Source organism: Pseudomonas sp. Z18(2022), from assembly GCF_036346535.1.
In the GTDB taxonomy this organism is placed as follows: Bacteria; Pseudomonadota; Gammaproteobacteria; order Pseudomonadales; family Pseudomonadaceae; genus Aquipseudomonas; species Aquipseudomonas yamanorum_A.
The window spans coordinates 370,123-390,003 of the sequence record NZ_JAOTOA010000004.1 but is presented as its reverse complement, the minus strand read 5'-3'; the positions used below and the strand labels follow the sequence as shown (position 1 = coordinate 390,003).

General features: G+C 57.7%; 21 protein-coding genes. 6 read left to right on the top strand and 15 right to left on the bottom strand.

Translation table 11 applies throughout. From position 1 onward, the window contains the following. Window positions 1–39: 39 nt before the first annotated feature. Window positions 40–978 (top strand): GlxA family transcriptional regulator, encoded by a 939-nt coding sequence (locus V3W39_RS12680; protein ID WP_330212708.1) that lies wholly within the window; start codon window positions 40–42, stop codon window positions 976–978. Between the two features lie 26 nt (window positions 979–1,004). Here the strand turns inward: V3W39_RS12680 and V3W39_RS12675 are convergent, their stop codons facing one another. The 4 genes from V3W39_RS12675 to V3W39_RS12660 form a co-directional block, all read right to left on the bottom strand. Then, a complete protein-coding gene (locus V3W39_RS12675) occupies window positions 1,005–1,343 on the bottom strand; it encodes a helix-turn-helix domain-containing protein (protein ID WP_259200513.1) in 339 nt (112 codons plus the stop codon). Further along, a complete protein-coding gene (locus tag V3W39_RS12670; protein WP_259200510.1) occupies window positions 1,318–1,680 on the bottom strand; it encodes a type II toxin-antitoxin system RelE/ParE family toxin in 363 nt (120 codons plus the stop codon). Before V3W39_RS12670 ends, V3W39_RS12675 begins: the two co-directional genes overlap by 26 nt. A 47-nt stretch (window positions 1,681–1,727) precedes the next feature. Then, window positions 1,728–2,048, bottom strand: coding sequence for a helix-turn-helix domain-containing protein (locus V3W39_RS12665; protein WP_330212707.1), 321 nt, complete (start codon window positions 2,046–2,048; stop codon window positions 1,728–1,730). 104 nt (window positions 2,049–2,152) lie between these two features. Beyond that, entirely contained in the window at window positions 2,153–2,923 is a 771-nt protein-coding gene (locus V3W39_RS12660) for an AraC family transcriptional regulator (RefSeq protein ID WP_259200481.1), read from the bottom strand. 115 nt (window positions 2,924–3,038) lie between these two features. Here V3W39_RS12660 and V3W39_RS12655 point away from each other — a divergent pair, with 115 nt between their 5' ends. Beyond that, entirely contained in the window at window positions 3,039–3,845 is an 807-nt protein-coding gene (locus V3W39_RS12655; protein WP_330212706.1) for a sulfite exporter TauE/SafE family protein, read from the top strand. On the opposite strand, the gene V3W39_RS12650 is transcribed toward V3W39_RS12655, so the two are convergent. The 6 genes from V3W39_RS12650 to argH all read right to left on the bottom strand — a co-directional run bounded on the left by V3W39_RS12650 (window position 3,842) and on the right by argH (window position 10,250). Beyond that, a complete protein-coding gene (locus tag V3W39_RS12650) occupies window positions 3,842–4,789 on the bottom strand; it encodes a hypothetical protein (RefSeq protein WP_330212705.1) in 948 nt (315 codons plus the stop codon). The two genes, V3W39_RS12655 and V3W39_RS12650, sit on opposite strands and share 4 nt — an antisense overlap. 64 nt (window positions 4,790–4,853) lie before the next feature. After that, window positions 4,854–6,023: an MFS transporter gene (locus V3W39_RS12645; RefSeq protein ID WP_093207053.1), complete on the bottom strand. Its 1,170-nt coding sequence runs from the start codon at window positions 6,021–6,023 to the stop codon at window positions 4,854–4,856. A 165-nt stretch (window positions 6,024–6,188) separates the two neighbouring features. After that, on the bottom strand, window positions 6,189–7,010 hold the full coding sequence (locus V3W39_RS12640; RefSeq protein ID WP_177042891.1) for an ABC transporter substrate-binding protein: 822 nt from the start codon (window positions 7,008–7,010) through the stop codon (window positions 6,189–6,191). A 25-nt stretch (window positions 7,011–7,035) separates the two neighbouring features. Continuing rightward, on the bottom strand, window positions 7,036–7,800 hold the full coding sequence (locus tag V3W39_RS12635; RefSeq protein ID WP_003211502.1) for an amino acid ABC transporter ATP-binding protein: 765 nt from the start codon (window positions 7,798–7,800) through the stop codon (window positions 7,036–7,038). Between the two features lie 23 nt (window positions 7,801–7,823). Next, window positions 7,824–8,702, bottom strand: coding sequence for an amino acid ABC transporter permease (locus tag V3W39_RS12630; protein ID WP_003211504.1), 879 nt, complete (start codon window positions 8,700–8,702; stop codon window positions 7,824–7,826). A 120-nt stretch (window positions 8,703–8,822) separates the two neighbouring features. Further along, complete coding sequence (gene argH / locus V3W39_RS12625; RefSeq protein ID WP_330212704.1) at window positions 8,823–10,250, bottom strand: argininosuccinate lyase; 1,428 nt, start codon at window positions 10,248–10,250, stop codon at window positions 8,823–8,825. 261 nt (window positions 10,251–10,511) lie between these two features. Here argH and V3W39_RS12620 point away from each other — a divergent pair, with 261 nt between their 5' ends. From V3W39_RS12620 to vapC, 3 genes are all read left to right on the top strand, one after another. Continuing rightward, window positions 10,512–11,471, top strand: coding sequence for a LysR family transcriptional regulator (locus V3W39_RS12620; RefSeq protein ID WP_177042893.1), 960 nt, complete (start codon window positions 10,512–10,514; stop codon window positions 11,469–11,471). 294 nt (window positions 11,472–11,765) lie between these two features. Then, entirely contained in the window at window positions 11,766–12,005 is a 240-nt protein-coding gene (gene vapB / locus V3W39_RS12615; RefSeq protein ID WP_008432930.1) for a type II toxin-antitoxin system VapB family antitoxin, read from the top strand. Further along, entirely contained in the window at window positions 11,998–12,402 is a 405-nt protein-coding gene (vapC, locus tag V3W39_RS12610) for a type II toxin-antitoxin system tRNA(fMet)-specific endonuclease VapC (RefSeq protein ID WP_330212703.1), read from the top strand. The genes vapB and vapC overlap by 8 nt, the downstream gene beginning before the upstream one ends. Window positions 12,403–12,443: 41 nt before the next feature. Here the strand turns inward: vapC and V3W39_RS12605 are convergent, their stop codons facing one another. From V3W39_RS12605 to V3W39_RS12585, 5 genes are all read right to left on the bottom strand, one after another. Then, complete coding sequence (locus V3W39_RS12605; protein ID WP_330212702.1) at window positions 12,444–13,085, bottom strand: HAD-IB family hydrolase; 642 nt, start codon at window positions 13,083–13,085, stop codon at window positions 12,444–12,446. Between the two features lie 73 nt (window positions 13,086–13,158). Next, entirely contained in the window at window positions 13,159–13,872 is a 714-nt protein-coding gene (locus V3W39_RS12600) for an HNH endonuclease (protein WP_177121622.1), read from the bottom strand. 99 nt (window positions 13,873–13,971) lie between these two features. Further along, window positions 13,972–14,550, bottom strand: coding sequence for a BRO-N domain-containing protein (locus V3W39_RS12595; protein ID WP_330212701.1), 579 nt, complete (start codon window positions 14,548–14,550; stop codon window positions 13,972–13,974). Window positions 14,551–14,861: 311 nt separating this feature from the next. After that, window positions 14,862–16,112, bottom strand: a complete 1,251-nt coding sequence (locus tag V3W39_RS12590) for a ribonucleotide-diphosphate reductase subunit beta (protein ID WP_023659243.1) — start codon at window positions 16,110–16,112, stop codon at window positions 14,862–14,864. A 484-nt stretch (window positions 16,113–16,596) separates the two neighbouring features. Further along, window positions 16,597–16,866, bottom strand: a complete 270-nt coding sequence (locus tag V3W39_RS12585) for a DUF2790 domain-containing protein (protein ID WP_177042897.1) — start codon at window positions 16,864–16,866, stop codon at window positions 16,597–16,599. Window positions 16,867–17,261: 395 nt separating this feature from the next. Between V3W39_RS12585 and acs the strand changes: the two genes are divergently transcribed. Further along, window positions 17,262–19,217 carry an acetate--CoA ligase gene (gene acs, locus V3W39_RS12580; RefSeq protein ID WP_177042898.1) on the top strand — a complete coding sequence of 652 codons (1,956 nt, stop codon included), beginning with the start codon at window positions 17,262–17,264 and terminating at the stop codon, window positions 19,215–19,217. Window positions 19,218–19,881: the final 664 nt, after the last annotated feature.

Below are 19,881 nucleotides of genomic sequence, written 5' to 3'. Positions count from 1 at the left end.
ATGTCATATATCCCACCTTTAGAGACATGAGGTTTGACCATGGTGTCCGTCGGTATCTTGCTGTTTCCCGGCTTTCAGGTGCTCAGCCTGTCCACCAGCAGCGTGTTCGAATTTGCCAACTTCGTGGTGGGTCGACCGTTCTATCGCGTGGACTTGCTCTCGGAGCACGGCGGGCCGATCAAAAGCTCCATGGGCTTTGCCATTGATAGCCTGGCGTTTGGGCAGCAGGCCTATGACACGATCGTTGTGTTGGGGGACAACGAATTACTGGAGCCCACACTTGGCATGGTGGCTTATTTGCAGGCGTCATTGACGGCGTCGCGGCGGGTCACGTCAGCCTGTACCGGTTCGTTCCACCTGGCCGCGGCCGGGCTGTTGGAAGGGCGCAAGGCAACCACCCATTGGTACCACGCCATGACGTTTCGCCAGCGCTACCCCAACGTGAAGCTGGAGGAAGACCGGATCTTCACCGTCGACGGCCCGCTCTGGACATCCGCTGGCATGACCGCCTGCATCGACCTGGCCCTGGCCTTGGTAGAGCATGACCTGGGCGTGGAAGTGGCCCGCGATGTGGCGAAGAAACTGGTGGTCTACCATCGCCGTGCCGGTGGCCAGTCGCAGTTTTCGGCGCTGCTGGAACTGGACCCCAAATCCGACCGCGTGCAAACCGCCCTGGCCTGGGCCAAAGGGCACCTGCAGGAGGACCTCTCGGTAGAGCAACTGGCCGAAGCCGCACACCTCAGCCCGCGCCAGTTCAGCCGACTGTTTCGCGCCGAAACTGGCCAATCGCCGGCCAAGGCGGTCGAACACCTGCGTATTGAAGCGGCGCGGTTGATGCTTGAATCCGGCAGCCACTCCATCGACGTCGTTGCCCGGGAGACGGGTTTCGGTGACCCGGAGCGCATGCGTCGGGCTTTTTTACGGGCGTTTGGCCAGCCGCCACAAATGATCCGCCGGGCGTTGCAGTTGCAGGCGTGAGTGCATGGTGGCCAGAACCCTTTGTCTTAGGTGAATAAGACTTCAATAAGCCCTTGAGTACGTGATGCGGGCGCAGCCTTGATGACGATTTGCACGTCGCGCCCCAGACGGGACAAACATTCAAGCATCTTGGCTTCACTGATACCCCGAAACCTGCCACGCAGCATTTCAGACACCTTGGGTTGCGATAACCCAAGGATGACTGAAGCTTGTGCCTGAGTGAGGTTTCGTGTCTTGAGAATCTCCCCGATCTTCGCCGCCAGTTGAGCCTTGACCTGCATTTCACTGGCGTCGGGTTGCCCGATGTCTTCATAGACATTGCCGCTGCTTTCTTCGATCTCAATCGCGTTGTGATGCTTGTGCATGATCCTGCGCCGCCTTGAGTCGCTGTTTGATCAGTTGTATGTCGTGCTGTGCTGTAGCGATGCCTTTTGTCGACTTCTTCTGGAAGCAATGAAGGACATAAACAGCTGAGTCGAAACGGACGGTATACACACCACGATAAGTGTTGCTGTCGAAATCCTCGACGACCTCAAGCACTGCGTTACCGCCAAACCCTTTTAATGCCTTGGCCTGTGAGTGCTTGCTTCCTCCCTGAGCGAGGTGAAGCGCAAAGCCAAACACATCCTGAACAGCCCCGGGCATTTGCTGCAGATCTTTCTTACTACCGCCCACCCACAGGAGTGGCTTCCATGAACTCATGAGAGGATATACCTAAATAGGGATAAACGTCAGTGCAAAGAAAAATCTTACTCAGCCGTTTCAAACGCCGAGTGTTCTGAGGACAGGGGCAAAGAGCCCCGCACACTCATCCCCCACCCCGGCGCAAACCCCGGGAAAAACACCAACCCTTCAGCCTCCAGGCGAAACGCCACGCTCAGGCGGACTTCATCCTCCGCATCGCCATGGCTCTCAAAGCGCTGGAGGGCATCCACGTCCACATCCGCCTCCCGGGCCAGGTCTTCCCGGCTCCAGCCCAGCATCAGGCGGGCCTGCACGCTGTGGCGTGGGGTGAATTGGTGAAGGACGATCTGCTGTTCTACGGTGCTGCTCATTGCCAGAGAGGACATGGGCTTTCTCCAGGTTCGACGGGGGAGGGCAAACTATACTGTGTTTTTGTACAGTTGTTTTGACCGCTCATCAACTGGATTTTTTCGATAGGGTTGCCGCCGCTCTATTTGGCTCCTTCCAGATAGTTACTCGGTGCATGACCGAGCACCCGCCGGAACATGCTGGAAAACGCCGCCGGGTTTTCATAGCCCAGGTCCAGGGCGATCCGGGTGACAGTCTCGCCGCTGGCCAGTCGCGCCAGGGCCTGCACCACGCAGGCGCGCTGGCGCCACTGCACGAAGCTCAAGCCGGTTTGTTGGCGAAAATGCCGACTGAAGGTGCGCAGGCTAAGGTGCGAGTGTTCGGCCCATTGAACCGGTGACTGGTGCACGTCCGGCCGCTGCAGAAACGCCAGGCACAAGGCAAGCAAGCGAGGCTCTTCGGGCAGCGGAATATGCAGCGGCAAGTGCGTGGCGCGGGCCAGTTCATGCAATAGCAGGCTGACCAGCGCACCGTCGCGCCCGGTTTCGTCGTACTCAAGGGGCATCTCCACCGCTTCCATCAATAGCTGGCGCATCAATGGCGAAATGCTGATGACGTGGCAGTGGGGCCCCAGGTCGGTGACGGCGTGCGGTTCGATATACAGGCTGCGCGTCGACACCCCGAGCATCAGCACTTCATGGGGCACCTGGGCGGGAATCCACACGGCGCGCTGGGGCGGCACCACCCAATTGCCTTCCTGGGTGCTGACTTGCATCACTCCGGTGGCGCCATACAGCAACTGTCCGCGTCGATGGCTGTGGCGCTTGAGCAGGTAGCCGTGGGGATAATCGGTGCCGATCGCCACTACGGTGCGGGGCGTCAGGTCCAGTTGAGCGATGGAAACGTTGCGCATGTGGCTGACTCCGAGAGTGGCAATATCTCACACATTATTGGCCGACCTGCGCAAGCGGGCCAAGTCTTGAGTCTCTATCGTCATCAGCTCACCCCGATGCTGAAGGCGATACTCGATGTTCTATCTATTACTGGCGCTGTTCGGCTGCATGACCGGCGTGACCGCGGTGCTATTCGGGTTCGGTGGCGGGTTCGTGGTGGTGCCGTTGCTGTACGGCATGCTCCAGCTCAGCCATGACGCGGGCGTGAGTGAATCGGCGATGCATGTCGCTGTCGCTACCTCCACCTGCGTAATGATCGTCAATGCGCTGATCGCCACGGGAAAACATCGGCGCAAAGGTAATCTGATTCGTCATTACCTGTGGCCGTTGGGCGGGTTTATCGCGATCGGCGCGGTGCTGGGGGCGGGTGCCGCCATGTTCGCCAGCGGCAATTTCATGCGCTACGCCTTTATCGCTTACCTGGCGCTCACCATCGCCGATTGCCTGTTGCGCCGAGGCTTTCTCAGCCACGACAACACACTCCAGCCCCGGCGCCTGGGCGGTACTGAAGTGATGGGCGGCGGCATCGCCATTGGAGTGATCGCGACATTTCTCGGGGTGGGCGGCAGCGTAATGACGGTGCCACTGTTGCGCCGTTGCGGCTTGAGCATGTCCCAGGCCACGTCCATGGCCAACCCGTTGAGCATACCGGTGGCGCTAGCCGGTACGTTTACCTACATGGTCATGGCGGGATTTGCCAAGGTGGAATTGGGCGCGTGGTTTGTCGGCTATGTCGACTTGCTGGCGTTTGCCATCCTCACGCTGGGCTCGCTGCTGGGCATTCGCCTGGCCACCCCGTGGATCGGCCGCATCCCGGACGCGCTGCATGCGCGGGTGTATGTCGGGTTGTTGGGCGCGGTGATGGTGAGCATGCTGCTCTAGCTTTCAAACCCCGGCGCCTCGCGAATAATCAGGTGGTCCAGGTTTTCGATATTCGCACTGAACACCCCGAACGTTTGCTCGGGGTTCTTCTTGCTCGGCACCTGCTTGAGCTCCGGCGTTACCCCATAAAAGAAGCAATACAACGGCCGCTCACTGTCTACCGCCGCCTTGATCTGTTCCAGGAACACTTTGCGCTTGCGGTAGTTCTCGATCAGTTTTTTGCTCAGGTAAACGTTGATGGAGTAGGGCTTCTTGTCGAGCCAGGCCTTCTTTTCGAAGTCGATGCGAAAGCTGCTGGTGTAGTCCTTGATCTCCTTGATCTTGCCCCAGTAGATCAGGCCTTTGTTGTCTTGCAGGTATTCGATCTTCTTGAAAAACGTCCAGTAGGTCGCGGTGTGATCGCCGACCTTCAAGGGCATGCTTTTAAGCTTGTCCTTGTCGCCGATATTGGACACGTAGCATTCCACCGGGTGGGCGAAGACGCTGGTCTTGTCCGGGGTGGTGTCGCTTGAGCTGTCAGACGGAGGGCTGCGGGTTGCCGGCGCTTTCGGTGGCTCTTGTGGGGTGCGGCCCTCGGCACCGATCACCGGTGTCTTGCGTTCGTATTGGCGTCGGGTCAGGACAAATTCCGACGGGAAGTTTTCTTCCGGCCCATCCTCCGCTTCACCTTTTTCGGCGTGGCGGCTGGCGTAGCGGCAGCCGTCGATATGCCGGGTGCTGGGGATATTCTTGAAGTGCGGTGTGCGCAGGTAATTGACGTTTTTCGCGTTGAACGTGCCCAGCACATTCCCCGCCGCAAACGCCGCCCGGCATTCATCGTTGGGGCACAGGAAGCTGTCCTTGTCGGAGTCGAAGGCGGCGGTTTCGTCGAAATTCAGGTCGCGCACGTCATAGATCGACAGCTTGTCGTCGAGACTCAGGCTGTAGGCCGTGTCGAATTTCATGGGGCTCGGGTCCGTGAGATATTTCGCTATTAATAGCGGGATATCGCGCAAATATCAGTAGAAATTACGCACGGACCACCACACGTCGGCCACTCAGGAAGCACAAGGTGCCGCCCACCGCCGTCAGCCCGCTCAGTACATAGAACATCGAAGCGGGCGATGCATTGATCAGCAGGTAGCCGCAGATCACCGGGCTCAATGCGCCACCAAATGCCGCCAGGTTTTGCGCCCCGTAATAACTGCCGCGCAGGGCATCCGGGGCGATGGTGTCGATAAACAGGAATTCGGACGGGTAGATGATCATCTCCCCGAGGGTGAACACAAACATCGCGACACACCACGACACCAGGCCGTCCGCCATGCTGAAACCGATCAACCCGGCAATGAACAGCGAGGTGCCGAGCACGATCCAGTAGCGCAGCTGTTCACGCTTGAGGAACCGGCCGATCTGGTACTGCATCAAGATCACCGTGATGGCGTTGCACGCCAGCACGGCAGAGAGAATTTTCAGCGCGCTCTCCGGCTTGTAGGCCACCAGCAGAAACTGCGACAGATACAGGGTGTAGCGCCCGTGGACAATGGTGCTCAACAGGCTGCCACTGGTGAACAGGATCAAGGTGCGATCGCTGCGCAGCGTCCTCAGGGTGCTGAGAAAACTCAAGGGTTTGTTGCTGTCGTCGCGCTGGGTTGGCGGGATGCCGATCATCAGGAACAGGCTGCCAAAGGCAATCGCGCTGGCGATCAGGAACGGCGCCAGGGGCATCTGGCCGGCAATCACCACACCGAGCATCGGGCCGGTGGCGTAGCCGACATTGGTCAGGGTGTAGCGCAGGGAAAACACCTTGGCGCGCTGGCCCACCGGCAGGTTCTCGCTGATGATCGCCTTGGAGCCGATCAGGAACAGCGCCGACGCGGCTTCGGTGATCACCAGGGTCAGGGTGGTCAGGTACAGGTTGCTGGCAAAGGTCAGTAACAGAAAACCGATGGAGCTGGAGAGCATCGCCAGGATCAGCAGCTTGCGCTTTTCCAGGCGGTCGATGATGTAGCCGCCGTAGAGGCCCAGCAGGGTGGCGATGAACACCGCGATGCCCATCAGCAAGCCGATGTCTTGCTGGTTGAGGCCCAGGCGGGTGCTGAGCAACAGCGCGAGTAGCGGACTGGTCATGGCGCGGCTGACGACGATGGTCACCGAGCAGATCATCAGGCGGCGGATTACCAGGGAGTACGTGGCCACGGTGGGGCGGATGTCCTTATTCTTGGGGCTGGTTACTATCTTTCATACACAGTTGTTCCCTGTGGGAGTCGGGCTTGCCCGCGATTGCGGTGTGTCAGTCAATATTTCTGGTGACTGACACACCGCAATCGCGGGCAAGCCCGACTCCCACAGGGTTATGTGTTGTTACTGGCCGGCGTTGATGCTGATCTTCTGAACCGCACCCTGCTCCAGATCCCACTTCTTCAGAATCTTGCCGTACGTCCCGTCATCAATCATGCCCTGCAGCGCTTCGCTGATGGCCGTGACCAACTCGGTATTGCTCTTCTCAATCCCAAGCCCCGTGAACTGCTTGGAAATCGCCAGGCCCACCGGCTTGTACTTACCCTTGTCCAGCGACATCAGGTAAGGAATGGTTTCGCTGCCCTGCATCGCCGCATCCAGACGGTTCTGTTGCAACTGAGCCCGGGCATCCGCCGAACCTTCAGTGCCAATCACCACGATGGCTGGCTTACCGGCCTTTTCGCAGTTTTCCTTGCTCCACGCGGCAATTTCCGACGGCCAGGTAGTACGTCGGCTGGTGCCGACTTTCTTACCGCACAGGTCAGTCAATTCCTTGAGGTCTTCACGCTTGGCCAGGGTGTAGAACTGCGGGCCACTGGTGAAATAATCGATAAAGGTCACCGCCTTCTGGCGCTCGGCGGTGTCGCTCATGCCCGACAGCACGATGTCCACGCGCTTGGTGGTCAGGCCGCTGAGCATTTGTTCGAAGCCGGTTTCCTGCCACTTGATCTTCACACCCAGGCGCTCGGCCAGGGCGTTGCCCAGGTCAAAGTCCAGGCCGGTGAGTTTGTTGGTGGCGGTGTCCTTGAAATCCATCGGCGGGTAGTTCGGCACGATGGCCGCGCTGATCTCACCCTTGTCCTTGATCGCTGCCGGCAATGCCGCCAAAACCGAAGTGGAGGCCATCAGGCCTACGAGCAAACTTGGAAGAAACAGATTTTTCATGGGGGCGTTCTCGTTAGTTTTTTAGTTAAGTGCGAACGGCAGAAATAAAGCTTTGGGTACGCGGGTTTTGTGGGCTTATTAGAATTTCTTCAGGGCTGCCGGCTTCCACAATCTGGCCGGCATCCATAAACACCATGCGGTTGGACACTTCGCGGGCGAAGCCCAGCTCATGGGTGACCACAATCATGGTCATGCCGGTGGTGGCCAAATCGCGCATCACCGACAGCACTTCTCCTACCAGCTCCGGGTCGAGAGCTGACGTGGGTTCGTCAAACAACATCAGCTTGGGGCGCATCGCCAACGCACGGGCAATCGCCACACGCTGTTGCTGCCCACCAGACAATTCCACCGGGTAGGCATTGCGCTTGTCCGCCAGGCCAACCCGGGCCAGCAACTCCAGTGCGTCCTCGGTGGCTTCCTTGGGCGAGCGCTTGAGCACCTGGCACGGGCCTTCGATGATGTTCTGCAACACGGTCATGTGCGGGAACAAATTGAAGCGCTGAAACACCATGCCGGTGGCCAAACGCTGACGGGCGATCTGCGATTCATTCAACTCATGCAGCTTGTTGCCGACGACCCGGTAACCCACCAGTTCGCCGTCGACCCACAGGCCGCCCTTGTCGATTTTTTCCAGCTGATTGACGCAGCGCAGCAGGGTACTTTTGCCGGAACCGGACGGGCCGATAATGCACAGCACTTCGCCTTGCTCGACTTCCAGGTTGATGTCCTGCAGCGCGTGATACTGGTCGTAATACTTGTTCAGGTTCACGGCCTTGACGATGCTTCTCATGGGCAAATCTCCTCAGTCAGGGCTTACGAACGCTTGCCGGCGCCGCGGGCAAAACGACGCTCAAGGCGGCTCTGACCGAATGAAAGAACAGTCACCACCGCCAGGTACCAGATGCCGGCAACAATCAGCAACTCCATGACCCGGGCGTTGGCGTAGTAGATGTTTTGCGCGTTGTGCAGCAGCTCCGAGTACTGGATCACACTCGCCAGGCTGGTCATTTTCACCATGCTGATGAACTCGTTGCCTACAGGCGGAATGATCACCCGCATCGCCTGGGGCAGAATCACCCTACGCAGCGCCTGAAGGCTCGGCATGCCGATGGACTTGGCGGCTTCGTACTGGCCGGTGTCCACCGACAACAGGCCGGCGCGCACCACTTCGGCGGTGTAGGCGCCCTGGTTGATACTCAGGCCGAGGAGGGCGGCCACGAACGGCGTCATCAGGTCCACGGTGTCGATACTGAACAGGCCGGGAATCGCGATCACCGGGAAAATCAGCGCCAGGTTGAACCACAACAGCAGTTGCAGGATCAGGGGCGTGCCACGAAACAGCCAGGTGTAGGTGATGGCCACGTAACGCAGGATCGGGTTGGCCGACATGCGCATGATCGCGGTAATCACCCCGATCACCACGCCCAGCGCCATCGCCAAAATCGACATGATGATGGTGTTCACCAGGCCCCAGATGATCGCCTCGGACGTGAGGAACTGACCGATGTAGGACCATTCGATCTGACCGTTGGCGAACGCACGCAGTAAGGCGGCCAGGGCGATCACGATCAACGTGGCGAAAAACATCCGCCCGTAATATCGACGTGGCACGTGCTCGTACTGGGTGATATCGAACTGGTTCTCGGTCTGCTGGCGCTCGGCTTGCAAGCGCTCTGCCGGGGTTTGTTTCATGGTGACTCTCCAAAACAACGATCTAACTGGATACCAACATCCTTGTAGGAGCCCGGCTTGCCGGCGATTGCGCTCTCAAGAACGCCATCGCCGGCAAGCCGGGCTCCTACAAGGTGGGCGCTAAATTCGAAAGCCGGTGTGACTCTCTGCCCATTGCTGCTGGCCTGCCAGAGCCACCTTCAACCGCCCAATCTGCTCCCTCACCCGCTCCGGTGCCGTCCCACCCCAACCACTGCGCGCCGCAATCGCCGCTTCCAGGGTCAGGCACTCACGCACCTCAGGTGTCAGGCGGGTATCCACCTCCGCCAACAGCGCCGGCGAGGCTTCCCACAATTCAATCTCATGCTTCTCACAGGCCTGCACCAAGGCGCCGGTAATCTCATGGGCCTCCTTGAACGGCACACCACGGGTAGCCAGCCAATCCGCCACCTCAGTCGCCAGGGTGAATCCCATCGGCGCCTGGCGCCGCAGCTCTTCCACCTGTACCTTCATCGTCGCGACCATCCCGGCCATCGCAGGCAGCACCAGCAGCAACGTATCCACGCTGTCCAACACGCTGTGCTTGTCTTCACTCAAATCGCGGTTGTACGAGAGCGGCAAGGACTTGAGCGTCGACATCAAACCGGTCAGGTTGCCAATCAAACGTCCCGCTTTACCCCGCGCCAGTTCGGCAATGTCCGGGTTCTTCTTCTGCGGCATGATCGAGCTACCGGTGGCGTAGGCATCGTCCAACTGCACCCAGCGAAACTGGCGCGACGACCACAGGCAAAACTCCTCCGACAGCCGCGAAATATTCACCCCGAGCATGCCCGCCACAAACAGAAACTCCGCCACATGGTCACGACTGGCTACAGCGTCGATAGAGTTTTCGCACGGCCCGGTGTAACCCATCTCCTTGGCCGAATGCTCTGGCTGGCGAGCAATCGCCGAACCTGCCATTGCTGCTGCACCCAACGGCGACAACGCCGTACGCGCATCCCAATCCACCAGGCGCTGCACATCCCGCAGCATCGATTGCGCATGGGCCAGCAAGTGATGGGCGAACACGATCGGTTGCGCTTGCTGCAAGTGGGTGAAGCCCGGGCAAATACTCTCGATATGCTGCTCGGCCTGGTCCACCAGCGCCTGCTGCAAACCCAGCACCTCGGTGGTGATGGTGCGCGCGTGGTCCCGCAGGAACAGGCGCAGATCGTTGGCCGTCTGGTCGTTACGCGAACGCCCGGCGCGCAACTTGCCGCCCAGGGCGCCCAAACGCTCGGTCAACACCCGCTCGATGAAGGTGTGCACATCCTCGTCATCCAGCGTCGGGTGCAGGCGGCCAGCGGCAAAGTCCTCACCAATTCGGTCCAGCGCTTCCAGGGTGCGCAAGGTTTCCGACTCATCCAGCAACCCGGCACGCTGCAACTCACGAGCATGGGCTCGAGAGCCGGCTAGGTCGTAGGGCGTCAGACGAAAATAGCGCTCAGGGCAACGCGACAGCGCCGCCAAAGCAGCAGACGGGCCGGACTTGAAACGAGCACCCCAGAGGCGATCGGTGGGCTGAGACATGGTGTTCCTCACGCTTGTTTTTAGAAGTGACAAGCCCGATGGATGTAGCTTGGCCTTATGGATTCGGAGGGCAGTAACAAAACAAAAAGTCCTGATCGAAGTGTCAGGTTCTCAGGGCGTTAAATCAGCCGGTAAAAGCTGTTCAACCCGCTATATTCAAGGTTGCCAAGGGCGGTTAAGTATGTTCATTATTGCCGCCCGGCGATGTTCATGGAGTAGGTCAAAGCCTGTTGAATATGGCACTTGAGGTCAACACGTATTATGGAAACCCCACTTTCCAATTCTGGAAACATACCGCCAAAACCCGGCACAAGACCTCCGCTGCAACTCAGCGGCCTGGACTTCAAATTGTTGCGGGTGTTCAAGGCTGTGGTCGAAGCGGGCGGCTTCAGCGCGGCGCAGAACGAGCTGAATGTGGGCCTGGCGGCGATCAGCAAACAGATTTCCGACCTGGAAATTCGCATCGGCATGCGCCTGTGTACGCGAGGCCGGGAAGGGTTTGGCCTGACCGAAGAGGGCAAATTAGTCTATCAAGCGTCCATCGAATTATTTGCCTCGGTGGACAGTTTCAGAGACAAGCTTAGTTCGGCACAGAATGAACTGATCGGCGACCTTAGTGTGGGCGTTATTGATAACACCGTATCGGACGTTAATTCGCCGTTGATTAAAGCGCTGGGAAAATTACATACAGAATCGCCAAAGATAAGATTGCGTCTACATGCCTCGCAACTGGACGAAGTTGAACGGGGCGTGGTGGAGGGGCGGCTGATTGTCGGCATCGTGCCGGTGTACCAGCGCCGGGAAGAATTCGATTATTTTCCGCTGTACGAAGAAAAGTCCCACGCGTACTGCGCCGTCGGGCATCCGCTGTTTGAAGCGAGTGACATCAATGCAGATGTGTTGCGCCAGCATGAAGTGGTCAACCATCGGTACGCGATCCACAGCGACAAAGCCAACTTCGTCAGCTACGACAGCCAGTCCGCCTCGGCCTCACAAGTTGAAGCCGTGGCCATCCTCATCCTCACCGGCCGCTTCCTGGGCTTCCTCCCCGACCACTACGCCACGCCGCTGGTGAAGGAAGGGCGCCTGCGCGTGTTATGCCCGGAACAGATCCACCTGAGCACGCCGTTCAACGTCATCCTCAAGCACAACACCCCGCGCAGCCCACTGGTAAAAGCCTTCGCAACGGCACTGGGTGTGGATCTCAAAGCGCCAATCTAACGAACTCCCACCAACCCTAAGGATGTACAAAGATCACCTGTGGGAGCTGTCGAGCCCCAGCGAGGCTGCGATGGGATCACCTCGGTCTACCTGCAGACACCACCCACCCGCATCACCGCTGCAACTTGCCCAACTTCTTCTTCGAATGAAAATGCCGAAAATGCGCATCCTGCGCCGCCACCAACAGCTGCCTGTTCGGCTACGCTCGTCGGGTAGCTGCTATAGAGCTATGCAATAGAGCACCTGCAAACTATCATTCTTACCTGTCTTCCCCTGCCTTGAGAGGTGTTCCTTATGTCTACTGGAACGATCTTCACCAATAACCGTACACAAAATATCCGTATCCCTGCTGACATGCGTTTTCCCGCTGGGGTGAAAACCGTAGAGGTGCGTGCCGTGGGGCGCGAACTGATTATTTCGCCGGTTGAAAACACTTGGGACAGCTTTTTCCTTGCAAGCGAATCGGTATCTGATGACTTTATGGAGGAGCGCGCCGACCAAACCCAGCAAGAGCGAGAGTCCTTTGATGATTAAGTACATGCTTGATACGAACATCGTGATCTACATCATCAAGCGTCGGCCTATGGAAATACTGGAAAAATTCAATGCGAATGTAGGTCGTATGGTGATCTCTTCGATCACCCTCGCAGAATTGATGCACGGTGCCGAAAAGAGCCATTTTGTTGAGAAAAATACTCGAGCGGTGGAAGACTTCATCTCCCGGCTTGACGTCATTCACTACGATGACAAGGCCGCTTTTCACTACGGCTCGATCCGTTCCGATCTCGAAAAGAAGGGCACTCCAATCGGCGTAAATGACCTGCACATTGCGGGCCACGCCAGAAGCTCAGGATTGGTCCTGGTGACTAACAACGAAGGTGAGTTCAAGCGAGTGAATGGCTTGATCGTGGAAAACTGGATCGCCGCCTAGGGCAGTCAATCCAGGGCACACAGATAGGTTGTCCAGGCGATTCAGCGTTGCTTGATTCGTTTCTTCTTCGCATGAAAATGCCGAAAATGCGCATCCTGCGCCGCCGCCAACAACTCCCGATCCCCGCGCGTATCACCCCAGGCCCTGAGCCGATACTCCCCCAGATCCCCATAAACCGCCTCAAGCCGAAGCACCTTATTCTCACACCGGCAATTATTCCCCGTGAGCTTGCCAGTCAACACACCGTCAACCACTTCCAGCTCAGTGCCAATCAACCTGATCCCAAGCCGATCCGCAAACGGCTGCAGCACCAACGCCGGCGACGCCGAACACAGCGTCACCACCGCCCCGGACTTCAGCTCATCGGCCACCGATTGCAGCCCTGTTGGGCGCATCAACTTGTTCCAATACGCCTGGCAATATTCCTCAGCTTTCTGCTGAACCCACGCCTTGTCCACGCCGGTCATAAAGGTGCGGATCAACTGCGCCTTGAGCTCATCACGGCTGATGGCGCGCAACAGAAACTGTGCGCCAGGCACGGCCAGCTTCACCATCCTGCGCACGAATTCGCCTTTACCAAAGGCGAACTTCAGGAACGGCACGAAGCTGTCGTGGTGGGTCAGGGTGCCGTCGAAGTCAAAGACGGAAAGTACTTTGGCATCCAAGGGGCCGGATTCGAGCATGTCTGGGTTCACGGGCGGGTCTCGGTCCTATCTACTATTTTTTGGAAGGTGCATCTGCTCTGACAGCAAGAGTTTACTCCGGTATCAATCTGTTGATTTTGGAGTAAAGCCCTTTGGTGAAAACATCCCGGTCGCTCGACCGGTGACACCGCTGATGGCAATTGGGGCACAAGGCTACAGCATTGGTGATGCGATCCGAACCCTTCTGGGCGAGGTGCTTGACGTGATGTACTTCAAGAAATGGCTGGCCATCGACCTCGAACGGCGCGTTTGAGCCGCAGCCTTCGCAAATGCCATTGGCTTCTTTCAGTACCCAGGCGCGCACCTTCGGGTCGCGAACGAAGGCGGTGCTGACGGTCGACACTTTCTGCGGCTGGGCAATGCCATCCGGTAACTTATGGAAAGGTTGCTGCTGCAGTTTGGATGCGCGGCGGATAAGCGTTTGCTCGTCTGCCGTTTGGGCAGCGTCTTCGGATTCGAATACACCGTGCGCCGCAAGCGCTTGGCGGATGCGTTGCTCTACGCCTGAGCCCACGTTCTTCGCAGGCTTATAGCCCTCGATACGGTCCCAGCCCATACGCACGAGAATAGTGGAGATGTTTTGCATGCGGAACTCGATGGAGCCCTTCGCGCGGCCTACCACCGGGCCTTCACGTAGCAGACGGTTTTCGAGTGCTTTGTTGAAAGGTTGGCCGTTTTTTTCCCACGCCAACATCTTCAAATAGGCCTCGACCGCCGCAGCCAATTCCGAGTCGTTCCAGTCCGTTTTGTCTTTCGTAATATCCATACAGCTGCCGAGGGTAGAAAACCCTCGGACGATACTGAGTGGCCATTATTACGTCTATGAAATTTCCTACGGATAAGTAGGATTTGTCGATCGTCTATATCAGGACATTCGCTGCTTCATTCGGAAAGCCTGAGTGAGTTTCCGCCACCAAGACGCCCTTACTGGCTTCCTTCGGTAGGTTCTGTTTACCAACAGATACGGCATATCCCTAAGCCGTATCCAGCCTTCATCTTGCCAATGCAGCAGGTTTAATGACATCTCCGGCCAATCAAGCATGCTTAGCAAGGGCCGCTCCATTGTTCTTGGCTGACGCTCGTCTCGCAAAGTTGGGATAACTTCATGAGTGAGCCAGCTACGTAGCAGTCTGTTCTCCGGCGCGTAGTGATAGACCAACAACGCATACGCGCCGGACTCGCTGATCATAAGCATTTCTTCCGGTTGACCGTGGAACAGCAATCGCAGACTTTGCCGCTGATCCTGATCAAGCTTGCGGGTGGTTCGCTCATCCAGATATAGCCCCATCAGCCGCCCAAGATCGCGGGCACAGAACCAGGGTTGGTTTTCTAAAAGAAGGGCATGAAGGTGAAGATTATGGCGAGTGAAGACGATGGCAATAGAAGGCTCGGGCGTGGCTACTTTCTTAGCCGCCGATAAGTCGAGCAGATATTGGCTAGGCATTTGCTATGACCTCTACGTGATTTTCGGGAGGGCGATAGCCCAACGTAGAGAGCGGATTTAAGAAACTCCAACTTGCGTGGCCTCAATACAGCATTAATTCCGCATGAGTTCAGGCGGATTTTTGACTGTATGGGTGAGGCTGGCTTCTACGTTGGGCGTTTCTTAGGCACCGGCGGACGAGACTATCAGTATCGAAATTCGCATCAATCATTCTGTGGATGATCTTCGCGTAAGAAGAATCTTGTTCAGATCAACGAGCACAAAAAAGCCCTGAACAAGTCAGGGCTTTTTAATCTCACTTGGCTCAGGAATCAATCCCAGCTCAGCGCACCACCAGTCTGGTACTCGATCACACGGGTCTCAAAGAAATTCTTCTCTTTCTTCAAGTCCATGATCTCGCTCATCCACGGGAACGGATTCGTCGTCCCTGGATACTCTTCCTTCAAACCAATCTGCGACAGACGACGGTTCGCGATGAACTTGAGGTAATCCTCCATCATCGCCGCATTCATCCCCAGCACCCCACGCGGCATGGTATCCCGCGCGTATTCAATCTCCAGTTGAGTCCCTTGCAGGATCATCTGGGTCGCTTCTTCCTTCATCTCGGCATCCCACAAATGCGGGTTTTCGATTTTGATCTGGTTGATCACATCGATACCGAAGTTCAGGTGCATCGACTCATCCCGCAGGATGTACTGGAACTGTTCCGCCACGCCGGTCATTTTGTTGCGACGGCCCATGGACAGGATCTGGGTGAAGCCGCAATAGAAGAAGATGCCTTCCAGTACGCAGTAGTACGCCACCAGGTTACGCAGCAGCTCTTTGTCAGTCTCGACGGTACCGGTTTCGAACTTCGGATCGGAGATCGAGCGGGTGTACTTCAAGCCCCAGGCAGCCTTTTTGGCGACCGATGGAATCTCGTGGTACATGTTGAAGATCTCGCCTTCATCCATGGCCAGGGATTCGATGCAGTACTGGTAGGCGTGGGTGTGGATCGCTTCTTCGAAGGCTTGGCGCAGGATGTACTGGCGGCACTCCGGGTTGGTGATCAGGCGGTAAACAGCCAGTACCAGGTTGTTCGCGACCAACGAGTCGGCGGTGGAGAAGAAGCCGAGGTTGCGCATCACGATGCGGCGCTCGTCGTCGGTCAGGCCTTCGGGGTTTTTCCACAGGGCGATGTCGGCGGTCATGTTGACCTCTTGCGGCATCCAGTGGTTGGCGCAGCCGTCGAGGTATTTCTGCCAGGCCCAGTCGTACTTGAAAGGCACGAGTTGGTTGAGGTCGGCGCGGCAGTTGATCATGCGCTTTTCGTCAACGGCGACGCGGGCGGCGGAGCCTTCGAGCTCGGCGAGGCCTTCGGCGACGTCGAGTTTGTCGAGTGCAGCCTTGGCGCGCACGATGGCGGCGGAGTCAGCGGCGGTGACGGCGCGGGCTTCGATGGCGGCAGCAGCGCCGGCACCGTCGAGGCGGTCCATGTTGGCTTCGGTGGCGTGGCCGGCGTTGGCGCCTTTGGCAACTACTTCGCCGTCTTCTTCTTTGTCGAACTCGTCCCAGCTCAGCATGACGTGTCGTCTCCTGCGTGAGGGCTCTAAGGTGCCCGTGTGAAACCGGATGGTTGGGTGTTCACACGGCCCAAAGGCCGCGGTGGATCTTAAGGAATCGTTTGTTGCAGCTAGCGCACGCATTAAACGGAATCAGGGTTACGGGTGTTCTGCTTGAGGCTTGAGGGGCGGAGCAGTGCTTGCGAGCTCCAGCGGGGGCCTCAGGTCTGGCTCTTCATCCCAGTGTAAAGGGATATTGCAGGCCCGATTTACTCGCGCATTATAGGGAAAAATTCGGCTTTGTGTTGCGCCGGATGGCCACGGATCGCAGACAAAAAGCCTGCTTTTCGAGCCAGAGCGCGGGTTTGTTGGGGTTGGCTGGAAGGACGAGCGGTAGGATTTTTTTCGAGGGGGTGAAGCGGGGCGATGGTGGGGCCGGCTCTTTGCCGCAAGAACGATTTCTTGCGGCGAATAAGTTCAGGTTCAGTTAAAACTAACGAAGTTATTATCCGTTAGAGCAACCGTTACCCATCACTTGGTATTGAAGAATATGACGCTGACCTTGTGAGTCTTCATACTCCATTTTTACCGGTACAACTTGGCATACATTCGGAACTTCACTCATGGACAATACTTTGGCAACGTCCAGGTGGGTGCTGTAGGTGTAGTCTTCAACAATCGGAGTGCTCTGGCTGGCTACGTCAGTCGGGGCTTCGTCGGCCAGGGCGGCAGTGGCGCACAAGCTGCTAAGGGCCATAACTAATAACGCTTTCATTTGACTATTTACCTTTTGGCGGTCGAAAGGGGTCACGGGGCCCTTGTGAGGCCACGTGTGTAACTAGAGTTGGTAAGTTCGGATTAACGTGCCTTTGTGGGGGCTGTAACTTGGTTAATCACGGTGCCTTGGTTGGCGGAGTTGATTTTAGGCGCCTCGCTTATATTCATATACCCGTGCTTTTGATAAACACTATTGGCGGTTTTTGTAACAATCGCGAAATGAAGGTTTTTTCAGAAACCTGCAAAGCGCCACAGGCCGCGGGCCAGAGCGCCGCCAGGGTATAGGTGGGCAATTTGTAGGGGCTTGTTACTACCATCGTCGAATGGTTCTATAGGCTCGGCCCGGCTACAACAGGGCCATACAACAACAACTATGTCACCGAGGTAAGAAAGATGAGTGCGGCTTCTCTGTACCCCGTTCGCCCCGAAGTAGCAGCCAACACGCTGACCGATGAGGCGACCTACAAGGCCATGTACCAGCAGTCGGTGGTCAACCCCGACGGTTTCTGGCGCGAGCAAGCCAAGCGCCTTGACTGGATCAAGCCTTTCACCACGGTGAAGCAGACCTCCTTCGACGATCACCATGTCGACATCAAGTGGTTTGCCGACGGCACCCTCAACGTTTCCTACAACTGCCTGGACCGTCATCTCGCCGAGCGCGGCGATCAGGCGGCAATCATCTGGGAGGGCGATGACCCGGCCGAAAGCCGCACCATCACCTACCGCGAGCTGCATGAAGAAGTCTGCAAGTTCGCCAACGCCCTGCGCGGCCAGGATGTGCATCGCGGCGACGTGGTGACTATCTATATGCCGATGATTCCCGAAGCTGCGGTCGCCATGCTGGCCTGTGCCCGGATCGGTGCGATTCACTCGGTGGTGTTTGGCGGGTTCTCGCCAGAGGCCCTGGCCGGTCGGATCATCGACTGCAAATCCAAGGTGGTGATCACCGCCGACGAAGGCATTCGTGCCGGCAAGAAAATTTCCCTGAAGGCCAACGTCGACGACGCCCTGACCAACCCGGAAACCAGCAGCATCCAGAAAGTCATCGTGTGCAAGCGCACGGGCGGCAACATCAAGTGGAACCAGCATCGCGACATCTGGTACGAAGACCTGATGAAAGTGGCGGGCACCGTGTGCGCGCCGAAAGAAATGGGTGCCGAAGAAGCACTGTTCATCCTTTACACCTCGGGTTCCACCGGCAAGCCGAAGGGCGTGCAGCACACCACCGGCGGCTATCTGTTGTATGCAGCCCTGACCCACGAGCGCGTGTTCGACTACCGCCCGGGCGAAATCTACTGGTGTACCGCCGACGTCGGCTGGGTCACCGGCCACACCTATATCGTCTATGGCCCGCTGGCCAACGGCGCGACCACGCTGATGTTCGAAGGCGTGCCGAACTACCCGGACATCACCCGGGTGGCGAAGATCGTCGACAAGCACCAGGTCAACATCCTCTACACCGCACCAACCGCGATCCGCGCCATGATGGCTTCCGGCACCGCCGCCTGCGAAGGCGCCGATGGCAGCAGCTTGCGCCTGCTGGGTTCGGTGGGTGAGCCGATTAACCCGGAAGCGTGGGACTGGTACTACAAGAACGTCGGCCAATCCCGTTGCCCGATCGTGGACACCTGGTGGCAGACCGAAACCGGCGGCAACATGATGAGCCCTCTGCCGGGCGCCCATGCGCTCAAGCCGGGTTCGGCGGCACGTCCGTTCTTTGGTGTGGTGCCGGCGCTGGTGGATAACCTGGGCAACCTGATCGAAGGCGTGGCCGAGGGTAACCTGGTGATTCTCGATTCGTGGCCGGGCCAGGCACGTACGCTGTATGGCGACCATGACCGGTTTGTGGACACCTACTTCAAGACCTTCCGCGGCATGTATTTCACCGGTGACGGTGCGCGTCGTGATGAGGATGGCTACTACTGGATCACCGGTCGGGTGGACGACGTGCTCAACGTGTCCGGCCACCGCATGGGCACTGCCGAAATTGAAAGCGCGATGGTTGCCCACCCGAAAGTCGCGGAAGCGGCGGTGGTGGGTGTGCCTCACGACATCAAGGGCCAGGGCATCTATGTATATGTCACGCTGAAAAACGGCGAAGAGCCGAATGAAGCGCTGCGCCTGGAGTTGAAAAACTGGGTGCGCAAAGAGATCGGGCCGATTGCTTCGCCGGATGTGATCCAGTGGGCGCCGGGCTTGCCGAAGACCCGTTCGGGGAAAATCATGCGCCGGATTCTGCGCAAGATTGCGACGGCTGAGTACGACGGGTTGGGGGATATCTCCACCCTGGCGGACCCGGGGGTGGTGGCGCAGTTGATCGAGACGCACAAGACCATGAACGTCGCGTAAGGCGGGGTTGTAGGGCAAAGCCCCATTCGGCGTAGGCCGGGTGGGGCTTTTTTGTGAGGAGCGGCAAATGCCACTGCCAAGACCGGATTAATGTGGGAGCTGGCTTGCCTGCGATGGCGGCGTATCAGACCCCACTGTGTTGGCTGGCCCACCGCTATCGCAGGCAAGCCAGCTCCCACAGTGAATCGCATTCCAACTCGCACACCAATAAATATCGGTTTTCATCGTAGGAAGTTTCTGAATGTTACCGAGCCCCGCAAATGTGTAACCCCACGCCCAAACATGAGGCAAAGTGCTACGCCCGTGCCCCGAAAACCCGCGTTTTAGACGCCCTGTAAAATTAGATCCAACGCTACACTTGCCGTGCTAGAAGGGTTTGCGAATAATAGGCCCGCAATTTGCAGCGTTAACAGGTTTAATATCTTTTGCCTCTGCATAAAATCCAGGGGCTGTCAATGTGCTGGAACCGCTTTCTCGGTGCTTCTGTAAATTGTTGTCGCATTGAGGAAATATCGGCTTCCGGCCTGTCGTTAGAATGCCGATCACTCGCTCGTCGTCGCCGATGTTGAACTGGCGTAGGACGCAGCAACGCTATTCGGTTTCACTCAGTCGCATCGTGGGCTCTGGCTCATACTGCTGTTTTGCCCTATACCGATGGAGTCCC